The following is a 12,060-nucleotide window of genomic DNA, read 5'->3' on the forward strand; positions in this document are numbered from 1 at the left end:
AAAAGGGGGAGAAATGATGAAATGGAATCAGTTACTTCGTAAAGAGTTTACTGAAATTATAAAAAGTAAAAAAATATTAATTCCAATTATCGCGGTTTTATTCGTGCCAATTTTATATGCAGGTATGTTTTTATGGGCCTTTTGGGATCCGTATAAACAGTTAGATGATTTACCAGTTGCGGTAGTCAATTTAGATAAAGGTGCAGTATTTGATGGGAAACCAATTGAGGTCGGAAAAGGGCTCGTTGATAACTTAAAAGATAATACAAGTTTCAAATGGGAATTTGTAAGTGAAAAAGAAGCGGAAAAAGGAATGGAAGGTAGAAAGTATTACATGTTAGTACGCATTCCAGATGACTTCTCAAGTAACGCTACAACGTTATTAAAAGATGATCCAAAACCATTAAATTTAGAATACATTCCAAACGAAAGCTTAAACTTCTTATCTTCACAAATTGGCGGAACAGCCATTGAAAAAATTAAAGGTGAAGTATCAAGTACGTTAACGAAAACATATGCAGAGAAAATGTTTGATTCTATTCAAGACGTCTCAAAAGGATTAGCAGATGGGGCGGAAGGAGCAAATAAACTACACGACGGATCAAGTGAGCTGCATGATGGTTCCAGTAAAGTGACGGATGGCCTTCATACACTTCAAGGGAAGTCTGGAGAGATGAAGGATGGAGCTCAGAAATTAGCAGATGGATCTAATAAATTAGTAGATGGATCAGGCAAAGTAACAAATGGTTTAAATACGTTAAATAGCAAAACAGGTGAGATGCAGATAGGTATAGGGAAATTAGTAGACGGATCTGGAAAAGTAACAGATGGTTTACATGTATTAAATAGCAATGTAGGTATCGGAAAATTAGTATCTGGGTCAGGCAAAGTAACAGATGGTTTACATGTATTAAATAGCAATGCAGGTATTGGGAAACTAGTATCTGGGTCAGGCAAAGTAACAGATGGTTTACATGTATTAAATAGCAATGCAGGTATTGGGAAACTAGTAGATGGCTCCGGAAAAGTAACGGATGGTTTACATGCATTAAATAGCAATGCAGGTATAGGGAAATTAGTAGACGGTTCCGGGAAAGTAACGAATGGTTTAAACATGTTAAATAGTAAAACAGGTGAGATGCAAACAGGTATCGGAAAATTAGTATCTGGGTCAGGCAAAGTAACAGACGGTTTAAATACGCTAAATAGCAAAACGGGTGAAATGCAAAAAGGAATTGGCGAATTGCGTGATGGATCTGAGAAAGTGACCGGTGGCTTGAACGAATTAGTAAGTAAATCCGGTGATTTAAAAACAGGAACAACTGATCTCTCAAATGGTATGGGAAAACTTGTTGAAGGGCGAAGTCAATTAGAAAAAGGGTCTCAAGAAATTCAAAAGGGATTGCAAGATTTAAATAGTAACGTACAAAAGTCTGCTGCAGGCTTAGAGGAAATGCAGTCGAAAGTTCCTTCTATATTGAATACAGTAAATGAAAAAATAGATGGAGCTGGGGCGAATGTAAATCAGTTAAATGAACTTACGCAATCAACAGCAGGAGATGCTAAAACTGCAGCGCAAGATGTAGCGAATTTACAAAAGCAAATTGAAAGTTTACCAAAAGAATATCAAGAGCAGTTACAACCGTTCATAACAAGTGCTGTAAAAAGTACAGCGACAGTTCAGCAAAAGGCTGCCGGAGTAGCAGGTGGAACAAATAAACTAAATGAAGAAGTAAAACAATTAAAGGGCGAAATACATCAAACAACAAATGGATTGCAAAATAAATTACCAAATCCAGAAGGGGTAAAAACGCTAGCAGGTGGTATTGAGAAACTGACGAACGCACAAAATGAATTTGTTAGTAAGTTTCATGGATTTGGTGAGGGATTAGATAAAGCAAAAATAGGTGCCAACAAATTAAAAGATGGATCAGTTCAATTAATTGATGGAGTAACGCAATTACAAAGCGGATCTGGAAAAGTGACAGCAGGATTAGGTGAATTATATGCTGGAGCAAATCAAATGGCAGGTGGAATAAATCAATTAGCAGATGGATCTGCTCAAGTAACAGGCGGTTTAGGAACAGTATCTGAAAGAGCAAACCAAATGGCAGGTGGAATAAATCAATTAGCTGACGGCTCAAGCCAAGTAACAGGCGGTTTAGGCACAGTATCTGTAGGAGTATCCAAATTAGCAGATGGGTCTGGTCAAGTAACAGACGGTTTAGGCACAGTATCTGTAGGAGTATCCAAATTAGCAGATGGGTCTGGTCAAGTAACAGGCGGCTTAGGCACAGTATCTGTAGGAGTATCCAAATTAGCAGATGGCTCAAGTCAAGTAACAGGTGGTTTAGGAACAGTATCTGTAGCAGTAAACCAATTAGCAGATGGTTCAAGCAAAGTAACAGGCGGCTTAGGTACATTATCCGCGGGAGCAAATCAAATGTCAGGAGGAATAACGCAATTAACAGACGGTTCAAGCCAAGTAACAACTGGCTTAGGTACTCTAAATGGTGGCCTAAATCAAATGTCAACAGGCTCAACCCAGCTAATCGACGGCGTAAATAAACTAGCAGACGGCTCAGGAAAAGTAACTGATGGACTAGTGAAAGTAAACGATGGTTCAGGTGAACTTGCTGAGAAACTTGGGGAAGGGGCAGAGAAAACTGGGGAAGTAAAAGGGACAGATAAAACGTATGATATGTTTGCAAGTCCTGTAAAGGTGAAGACGGAGAAAATGGCGGAAGTTCCTAACTACGGAACTGGATTTACACCGTATTTCTTATCACTCGGTTTATTCGTTGGGGCATTACTATTATCAATCGTATATCCATTACGTGATACAGTTGGCGTTCCAAAATCAGGATTTAGTTGGTTTATTAGTAAGTTCGGCGTGTTACTATCAGTCGGTATTATTCAAGCGATAGTAGCAGATGTTATATTACTGTTCGGATTAGGTGTAGAAGTACAAAGTATTCCGTACTTCATACTCTTTAGCATCGTTACAAGTTTAGCGTTTATTGCATTAATTCAATGTTTAGTAACAGCATTCGGTGATGCAGGGCGTTTCATCGCCATCATCACATTAATTATTCAGCTTACAACAAGTGCTGGAACATTCCCGTTAGAGTTAATTCCGAAGTTTTTACAACCATTTAATGCTTGGTTACCGATGACATACTCTGTATCAGGATTGAAAGCAGTCGTATCAAGCGGAGACTTTAACTTCATGTGGCAAAACATAGGAATGCTCATGATCTTTATCGTTGTATTATCACTTGGAACAATCGCCTCCTTAACTTTGATGCACAAACGACAATTTAAAAATGTTGCTGAAAATCAATCGGTTGAAGCGTAAAAAAAGCACCTTTTTGGTGCTTTTTTATTTTAATAGAGGGCATCTTTTCCTTGGTTCATCTATAAATCTTTCTAAAAGCTATAGAAACGAAAGAAAAGGAATTACAACAATTTACAGAGAAACATAGGGTAGAGGAGTTGATATGATGAAAGGCAATCCTACTTACTATTTTATCTTATATCCATTAATCTTCTTTCTCGTTTTCTCTCTTTCACCTATCTTGTTTCAGAAAAAAGAATATACGAGTATGAAAGATATACTAGGGCTACTTTTATTTTACTATGTGCTAATTAGTGGATATTACTTTATGGATGTTGTAAGTGAAAGAATGAAGAAGGATAGTAAAGATAAACGATAAATTTTATTGTATAAAAACCGATGGAGGATAAAAAATGACTGAAAGTGAGATGAAATTCCGTGATACGACCATTCGTAACTTTTTTGATAAAGAGAATCGTTTAAAATCGATTCCAGGTCAAAAGAAGAAAAAATTAGTATTGTTAGAGCATTTAATTAGCAAGTTAAATGCTGAAAATCAATATACAGAAAAAGAAATTAATACATTTATAAAACAATATCATGATGATTTTTGTACAATTAGACGTGAATTTATTGTACATAGGTTTATGGATAGAGAGGATAGTATGTACCGTATAAACGGGAGAGAAGTTTGGACGAAGTGGGAGGAGTTAAAATAATGAATCAGCGAGGGGATCCCCGCTGATTATAAGCCTGTGCTAGTCTTGCTGTTTCTTTGTAGTAAGTCTATGAACGCTTCAACATTCGAACTTGTAATGTATCCAAGCGTTATATATTCATCTTCATAGTAAAATATTATTTTTTTGTCAAAGATTCTTCTCTTCGTTTCTATGGATAGAATTTTTTCATAATCAAATTCGGCAATGAATGTGTTTTTATATTGGCTAAAAAAGAGAAGTCTTTGATTAGTAGCAAGTAACATGCCAGGATACGGGACTTTATGCGTAATCATATAGCCAGTAAGTGAACATTTTAAAGTAGATAAAATTTTTTCTTCTTTATGTAATAGTTGTTTTGCATCTGTTAAGATAGGGTTCATTCCATATATTCCTTTTATTTTTATTTATGAATATTGTATCAAGAGTAAAAAGATTCTCAATATGTAATATTGCATATTGGACGTTTTATAGTTTTAATATTATTTTTAAAAAGAAAAAGTACGAGGTGATTCAATGATACGGTTAGTAAAAGAGACTGATGCAGAAGCAATTATGAATATTAGAAAAGAAATTATATTATCGGAAACTACTACAAAATTTTTCATAGTATCCCCAAAGAAGTTACCGAATGATAGTAATGTAGAAAGAGAAAAGATACGGAAAAGCAATGAGAAAGGTAATCTCTATATCGTGTATGAAGTAGATAGGAAGGTAGTTGGCTTTTTACTTTTCAACCGATATGAACTAGAACGGTTACAACACGCAGGCACAATGGGAATGGGGATTAAAGAGGCGTATTGTAATCAAGGCATCGGCACGAAATTAATTGAATTTCTTATTAGTTGGGCTAAAGGGCAGAAAGGTTTAGAGAAAATTTGCTTAGGTGTAGTTTCTGTTAATGATCGGGCAATTAAAGTGTACAAACGTATGGGTTTTGTAGAAGAAGGGAGACAACGAAAGCAAATAAAGTATGAAGATGGATCATATGGAGACGATGTATTGATGGGCTTTTATATTGAATAAAGGATATATGGTATTAAGAAAAGGAATGTACCTACCGTAAATGTCTAAAAGCAGTATATTGCCCCTCCATTAACAGACTTTTACCTATGTATAATATTAATATAGTAAAATCATAACAACCGATATTGCAGTTTCCAATAATATACTATATAATCAATTTAAGAAAACGTTTTCATGCAAAGGGGGAGAATTTCGTGTCGACTATAGAGGACGTGGCGAAATTAGCGGGGTTATCAAGGACAACGGTTTCTAGGGTGATTAATAATCATCCATATGTTTCAGATGAGAAGAAAAAAAGGGTTCAATTAGCAATGAAGCATTTAGGCTTTGTTCCTAATTCTGCGGCGAGAAGGCTTCGTAAACAAAAAACGGAAACAATTGCGGTGCTAGTTCCAAGGATTACAAATCCTTTTTTCAGTAGATTTATTGAAGCAATCGAGATTGCAGCTTCTGAACATAAATATAAACTGATTATTTGTCAAACAAGATATTTACCTGAAAAAGAGATGGAGTATTTACAATTATTATCTACGAAACAAGTAGATGGGATTATTCTATGTTCACTAGAAAATCCGTGGGAAGATGTAGAGCCATACTTACAGCACGGTCCAATCGTGTTATGTAATGAATATATTGAGGAAGCAAATATTCCAACAGTGAAGTTTGATCATGCGCAAGGAGCATACATAGCTGCGAAGCATGTGTTAGATCAAGGATATCGCAATCTTATTTTTTGCCGTGGTAACGAAACCAAATTAGTTAGCCAGCAGCGAAAAATGGGCTTTTTACGTGCAATAACTGAGAAGAGCCGCCAAGTAGAAGCGATTGATTTTCTTGAAAACGCTTTCTCTTGGGAGGATGGAAAACGAATATTCCATGAAGTATTAAAGGACAAAAAAAATCCTACCGCGATTTTGGCAGGAGGCGATGAGGTAGCAGCTGGAATTATCTCAGAGGCGAAGCACCATAACTGGAGCATTCCAGATGATCTCGCTGTTATCGGTTTTGATAATCAAATATTATCACAGATTACAGAGCCAGGTATTACGACAATTGAACAGCCAATCGATGAGATGGCCCGAAAAGTTGTCGACCTGATGATGGATAAAATCCATACGAAAAATTATCGACAAAAAGAATTGTATGAGTTTGAACTGGAGCTCTTGGTGAAAGGTTCAACGATGAAGAAGGATACGATGTTATTAGCCTAGTAGACTATGTCTGCTAGGTTTTTTTATGTTCATAAACTACTATTCTTCGTGAACGCAGTCATCACATTTGTTATGGTATGCTTCGTGTTGCTCATCAATTTCTTTCCCACAGTGCGCACAAGTTTTCGTCGGTAAATTTCTGAAAAACTCCATTGGTTGATCAATCATGTCAATCCCTCCATTTCCATTTCTTACTATCATTGTATTAGTACAAAAAATAAAAGTCAACAACTGTTTTATAACAAAATTGAAAATTAATGAAAAAGTTTAGGAAATGGATTATAGTTAACAATGTAGAATGTAAGTGAAACATGCATTCCTACTCGGTTTTAGAAAGGATGGATACATATGAAAATGACTGTTGTCGGCTTTTGGGGCGGATTTCCAGAAGCGGGAGAAGCAACGTCGGGGTATTTGTTTGAACACGATGGTTTTCGTTTACTTGTAGACTGTGGTAGTGGTGTACTAGCACAGCTTCAAAAATATATAACACCATCTCATATAGATGCAGTTGTACTGTCACACTATCATCACGATCATGTTGCGGACATTGGGGTATTGCAATATGCGAGATTAATTACGAGTGCAACAACAAGGCAACTACCGGAATTACCAATATACGGTCATACGTTTGACGAGAATGGATTCCATTCTTTAACACATGAACCACATACGAAAGGAATCGCGTACAATCCAGAAGAAACACTTCAAGTTGGACCGTTCTCGATTTCGTTCTTAAAAACTGTTCATCCTGTTACATGCTTTGCGATGCGTATTACAGCTGGAGATGGTGCTGTAGTATACAGCGCTGATTCAAGTTATATTCCTGAATTCATTCCATTCACGAAAGATGCTGATCTTTTCATTTGTGAGTGTAATATGTATGCACATCAAGAGGCTGCAAAAGCAGGGCATATGAATAGTACAGAAGTAGCAAGTATTGCAAAAGATGCGAATGTAAAAGAACTTTTATTAACGCACTTACCGCATACAGGAAACCCATCTAATTTAGTAACAGAAGCAAAACAAATTTTCAGTGGCCATATTACGCTAGCGCATAGTGGCTACGTATGGAACTCATGAGGTGATACGATGTTATTTATTGATAATAAAGGAATTACAGATCCTAGAATAAACTTAGCGATTGAAGAATATTGTGTGAAAAATTTAGATATTAACGAAACATATTTACTGTTCTACATTAACGAACCTTCGATTATCATTGGTAAAAACCAAAACACAGTAGAAGAAATTAATGCAGATTACGTAAAAGAAAAAGGTATTCATGTCGTTCGTCGTCTATCAGGCGGAGGCGCAGTATATCATGATTTAGGAAACTTAAACTTCAGCTTTATCACGAAAGATGATGGAGATAGTTTCAGCAACTTCAAAAAATTCACAGAGCCTGTAACGAAAGCGCTTGGTAAATTAGGTGTAAATGCAGAACTAAGTGGTCGTAACGACATTTTAGCTGAAGGAAGAAAAATTTCAGGTAACGCGCAGTTCTCAACGAAAGGTCGTATGTTCAGTCACGGTACGTTACTATTTGACTCTGAAATCGATCACGTCGTATCAGCACTGAAAGTAAAAATGGATAAGATCCAATCAAAAGGAATTAAATCAATCCGTAGCCGCGTTGCGAACATTACAGAGTTCCTAAACGAAGAAATGACGACAGAAGAGTTTAGACAACTTCTTCTAGAAACAATTTTCGAAGGAGAAACAGAAATCCCAACGTATGAATTAACAGAAGAGGATTGGAAAGAAATCCATAAACTTTCTGAAGAGCGCTACCGCAATTGGGACTGGAACTACGGAAAATCACCGAAGTTCAACTTACAACATTCACACCGCTTCCCAGTTGGACAAGTTGACGTTCGTCTGGAAGTGAAAAAAGGAACAGTAACAGAATGCAAAATTTACGGCGACTTCTTCGGTTCACTAGATGTTCATGATATCGAAGAGCGTCTAACAGGCGTTCAGTTCGATAAAGATACATTCACTGCAGCTTTAGAAGGCGTAGATATCGCACGCTACTTCGGTAACATTACAACTGAAGATTTCTTACATTTATTCTTCTAAAAATGAGGGAGGCTGCCATAACGGGCAGCCTCTTTTTTTGCGTAGATTGTCGCGTTTTTTCGGTAAGTCGATATATTCGAAAAATCGCGGATATAATTTCATTCACCATAAAATCACAGGACATCTGCCTCTTATAAAGGAATATATATATTCAAAAGGAGGCGGATTGATATGAAAAGGGTAATGTACGTTGTATTATTACTCAGCTTTGTCATCGGAATGACAGCGTGTAACAGTGGATCGCCCTCAAGTCGTACAATTTTGTCTATCGGAAAACCAGCGGAGGATAATGTTATATATTTTACGCATACAGATAACAAACGAAAGATACATGATATACAAGACATGTTTCAAAATAAGAAGTGGAAAAGAAATGAAACATTCAGCACTGTTAATAAAACGCCAGATGTCGTCTTATCAATAGATGAAAACAACAAAGGGTTACCGACGTTATATGTTACCGTGTATTCTCATGAAAATGGAGCGGACGTTTTGAATTTGTATGGGGAGTATACGAGCTTAAATAAAGAGGAACTTGAAAATCTTAGAAAAAAGATGAGTGCATATTATCCTAAAATGATTTTTGGTCTAGTGTTATAAATTACTTGTAAATAAAATCCCCTTATTTTTCCAAATTAAACTAAGAGAAGGTGATCTGTCTATATGCAGTTAATAGAATATCACTTGCCACTTTAATTTTCTTTTAATATAATTAATTTAGAATTTTTAAATATTCTAAATTTTATAAAGGTGGGGTTTTTGTGAATCTCGTTCAATCTTTGGCTGAAACGGCAAAAAAGAAGGGGGAAAAACCGGCTTATATATTTATGGATCAGTCGGTCTCATATGACCAATTAAACAAAATGGTCACAAGGTTTTCTAGCAATTTAGCAGAAATGGGCATTGGAAAAGGGGACAATGTCGCATTAGTTGTTGGGAACTCACCACATTTTTTGGTCGGTTTATACGGAACAATGAAAGCCGGAGCAACTGTTATTCCAGTTAATCCAATTTATACAGCAGACGAAATGCATTACATTTTACAAAATGGAGATGTAAAAACAATCATCGTACTCGACGTCCTTCTACCTGTTATACAATCTCTTACAACAAGACTTCCTTCATTAGAAAACATCATCATATGCGAAACCTCATCAGATTTTAACCATACAGAAACCGAAAAAATGAAAACGTTTACTAGTTTTGTGGGGGCTGGAGATTTACAATACGAAGGCCCTGAACTAGATGAAGAGGATGTAGCGGTTATCCTATACACTTCAGGTACAACTGGAAAACCGAAAGGCGCTATGCTCACACATAAAAATTTATATAGTAATGCGAATGATGTTGCGTCTTATTTACAATTTACTGCTGACGATCGCGTCGTTGCGGCACTGCCAATGTTCCATGTATTCTGTTTAACAGTTGCGGTAAATGCACCGATTGTGAACGGAGCAACGATTTTAATGTTACCGAAATTTAGTCCGAAAGAAGTATTCCGTATTTGTCGTACGTACGAACCAACGATCTTTGCTGGCGTACCGACGATGTACAATTATTTATATTTATTTGAAGAAGCAAGCGCAGAAGATGTGAAGACGCTTCGCCTTTGTATTTCCGGTGGTGCATCGATGCCTGTTGCTCTTCTGCAAAACTTTGAAAAACGTTTTAACGTTATTGTTTCAGAAGGATACGGTTTATCAGAAGCATCACCAGTTACTTGTTTCAACCCGCTAGATCGTCCTCGTAAACCAGGATCAATTGGCACAAATATTTGGCATGTAGAAAATAAAATTGTAAATGAACTTGGGGAAGAAGTACCTGTCGGTGCAGTCGGCGAATTAATCGTTCGCGGACCTAACGTTATGAAAGGATACTATAATGCACCAGAAGATACAGCTGCGACATTGAAAGACGGCTGGCTATATACAGGTGACTTAGCGAAAATGGATGAAGAAGGTTACTTCTATATCGTTGATCGTAAAAAAGATATCGTCCTAGTTGGCGGTTATAACGTATATCCTCGTGAAGTAGAAGAAGTATTATATACGCACCAATCAGTAGCTGAAGTTGTTGTAATCGGTGTTCCTGATGAAAACTTAGGAGAAGCTGTGCGAGCGTACGTCGTTTTGAAGCAAGCAAACGTAACAGAAGAAGAACTAATGCATTACTGTACGTTACATTTAGCGAAATATAAAGTGCCGAAAAGCATTGAGTTTTTAATAGAATTACCGAAGAATACGACGGGTAAATTGTTAAGAAGAGCATTGAGAGAGAAAGCGATGCAAGTGTAATGAAGAAAAGGTCTCCTAAAATATATTTTAGGAGACCTTTTCTTTGTTTATCGTAATAACTTTTTCTCATATGAAATGTAGTAGGAAGTTTGTATATATAATAGCGGAGCGTGTTCAAATAACTATTTGGTACTAGTAGTAATGAAGATATTCTTCCTACTTTCTTACATGAAATTTTTAATTTTGGATATTTGTATCATATGTTTCTGCAACAAACACAAAGTCTACATGCTCTTTATCAATAAAAATACTTGTTTTAGATGGAAGACCTGTTATGGTAGAAACAATATCAACCTCAACAAGGTCAAATCCTACACGATAAGCATCTACAATTTCAATTCCACCAGTTAGAAAATGCAATCCATCCCCAAATGACTTAAATACAAATACATTTTCTTTCAAACTTTTATTATCCATTTCAATCCATTCTTCGTTAATATAAATCTTAAATGTCGTGCACTTTGGAACACACTCGATGTGATGTATCCCTTTATAACTATTAAGTGAAAACATATAGGTATGAGTTTCTTTAAAGTTAATATCTATCCCGTATTTAAAAGCAAAGGTTTTATATACCATTTCATAAAACAATGGCATTACAATATCATCCCATGCGTCATAGGCAAAAGCATGAATTGGTATTAGATGAGGATATAAACTTACAATCGCTTTTTGAAAATTAAGTAAGATGGTTGTATCTGTAATTTCTTTTAAAGAATCATCTATTTCATGGTCATAATCTTTCGAAATTCTGTTATCAATCATATGAAAAACTCCTTACATAGTCTTCTATATACTACGTTTTTCCGCATCATCAGTTTGTTCTTTCTCCAACTAAATTGCAAGTTTAACCGATGATTCCAAAAAAGCCCTTGTCTTATTTTATCAATCGTTAAATGGATTGGGAGCAATGCTATTACATGGGGCGAGATTTGGAGTAGAGGGTTTCCTCATTGGTTCAAAGAAAAGTAAATAAACAAGCAAACAAAGAAGATAATAAAATATTGTTAATTGATTAGAGAGTTTCGCGGATATAAAATAACTCTAAAAATGTAAGGATATATTTTGAGAACGTATGATTATATAGTATATTTGTTGATTCGAATCTTTAAAAGGAGGGGAAACATGGGGGGAATAATAGGGATTATTCTGATTATAGGTGGTATGATTCCATTAATTTATGCAATGATACAAATCTATCAATTTATGCAATGATACAAATCTATCGGAAATGGAAAGAAAAAGGGCCTTCTTTTGCTCTTAAATCAATAATTTTCCTAGCCGTAAGCATTTTGCTAGATACTGCAACAACTATTATATTGTGTATAGTAGCAGTATTCATTGGTATTTGTTTAATCATCTATACATAATAAGTTCAAGAAGGCTAACTTATC

12 protein-coding genes and 1 pseudogene are annotated in these 12,060 nt (G+C 35.9%); 10 read left to right on the top strand and 3 right to left on the bottom strand.

What is annotated here, in order from left to right:
* Positions 1-16 precede the first annotated feature (16 nt).
* The 3 genes from BCG9842_RS05280 to BCG9842_RS05290 all read left to right on the top strand — a co-directional run bounded on the left by BCG9842_RS05280 (position 17) and on the right by BCG9842_RS05290 (position 4,056).
* Positions 17-3,358, top strand: coding sequence for a YhgE/Pip domain-containing protein (locus BCG9842_RS05280; RefSeq protein ID WP_000871855.1), 3,342 nt, complete (start codon positions 17-19; stop codon positions 3,356-3,358).
* Positions 3,359-3,500: 142 nt separating this feature from the next.
* Entirely contained in the window at positions 3,501-3,716 is a 216-nt protein-coding gene (locus tag BCG9842_RS05285; protein WP_012614763.1) for a hypothetical protein, read from the top strand.
* Positions 3,717-3,750: 34 nt separating this feature from the next.
* Positions 3,751-4,056: a DUF2087 domain-containing protein gene (locus BCG9842_RS05290; protein ID WP_000140302.1), complete on the top strand. Its 306-nt coding sequence runs from the start codon at positions 3,751-3,753 to the stop codon at positions 4,054-4,056.
* Between the two features lie 26 nt (positions 4,057-4,082).
* Here BCG9842_RS05290 and BCG9842_RS05295 read toward each other — a convergent pair whose 3' ends face one another.
* Complete coding sequence (locus BCG9842_RS05295; RefSeq protein ID WP_001068229.1) at positions 4,083-4,436, bottom strand: PH domain-containing protein; 354 nt, start codon at positions 4,434-4,436, stop codon at positions 4,083-4,085.
* 133 nt (positions 4,437-4,569) lie between these two features.
* On the opposite strand from BCG9842_RS05295, the gene BCG9842_RS05300 reads away from it, so the two are divergent.
* Positions 4,570-5,079: a GNAT family N-acetyltransferase gene (locus BCG9842_RS05300; RefSeq protein ID WP_000620474.1), complete on the top strand. Its 510-nt coding sequence runs from the start codon at positions 4,570-4,572 to the stop codon at positions 5,077-5,079.
* Between the two features lie 194 nt (positions 5,080-5,273).
* Positions 5,274-6,290, top strand: a complete 1,017-nt coding sequence (locus BCG9842_RS05305) for a LacI family DNA-binding transcriptional regulator (protein WP_000103710.1) — start codon at positions 5,274-5,276, stop codon at positions 6,288-6,290.
* 39 nt (positions 6,291-6,329) lie between these two features.
* Here the strand turns inward: BCG9842_RS05305 and yhfH are convergent, their stop codons facing one another.
* The gene (gene yhfH / locus BCG9842_RS05310) at positions 6,330-6,458 is read right to left on the bottom strand and encodes a protein YhfH (RefSeq protein ID WP_000567010.1); all 129 of its coding nucleotides are present in this window, start codon (positions 6,456-6,458) and stop codon (positions 6,330-6,332) included.
* Between the two features lie 180 nt (positions 6,459-6,638).
* On the opposite strand from yhfH, the gene BCG9842_RS05315 reads away from it, so the two are divergent.
* The 4 genes from BCG9842_RS05315 (at position 6,639) to BCG9842_RS05330 (ending at position 10,666) form a co-directional block, all read left to right on the top strand.
* Complete coding sequence (locus tag BCG9842_RS05315) at positions 6,639-7,373, top strand: MBL fold metallo-hydrolase (protein ID WP_000784692.1); 735 nt, start codon at positions 6,639-6,641, stop codon at positions 7,371-7,373.
* A gap of 9 nt (positions 7,374-7,382) precedes the next feature.
* Entirely contained in the window at positions 7,383-8,372 is a 990-nt protein-coding gene (locus BCG9842_RS05320; protein WP_000897261.1) for a lipoate--protein ligase, read from the top strand.
* 171 nt (positions 8,373-8,543) lie between these two features.
* On the top strand, positions 8,544-8,972 hold the full coding sequence (locus BCG9842_RS05325) for a hypothetical protein (protein ID WP_000832635.1): 429 nt from the start codon (positions 8,544-8,546) through the stop codon (positions 8,970-8,972).
* A 161-nt stretch (positions 8,973-9,133) separates the two neighbouring features.
* Positions 9,134-10,666: a fatty acid--CoA ligase family protein gene (locus tag BCG9842_RS05330; protein ID WP_001055198.1), complete on the top strand. Its 1,533-nt coding sequence runs from the start codon at positions 9,134-9,136 to the stop codon at positions 10,664-10,666.
* A gap of 177 nt (positions 10,667-10,843) precedes the next feature.
* Here the strand turns inward: BCG9842_RS05330 and BCG9842_RS05335 are convergent, their stop codons facing one another.
* Positions 10,844-11,431 (bottom strand): hypothetical protein, encoded by a 588-nt coding sequence (locus BCG9842_RS05335; protein WP_000566767.1) that lies wholly within the window; start codon positions 11,429-11,431, stop codon positions 10,844-10,846.
* Between the two features lie 360 nt (positions 11,432-11,791).
* On the opposite strand from BCG9842_RS05335, the pseudogene BCG9842_RS31875 reads away from it, so the two are divergent.
* Positions 11,792-12,036, top strand: a pseudogene (locus BCG9842_RS31875) (hypothetical protein).
* Positions 12,037-12,060 lie beyond the last annotated feature (24 nt).

Source organism: Bacillus cereus G9842 (assembly GCF_000021305.1).
In the GTDB taxonomy this organism is placed as follows: domain Bacteria; phylum Bacillota; class Bacilli; order Bacillales; family Bacillaceae_G; genus Bacillus_A; species Bacillus_A thuringiensis_S.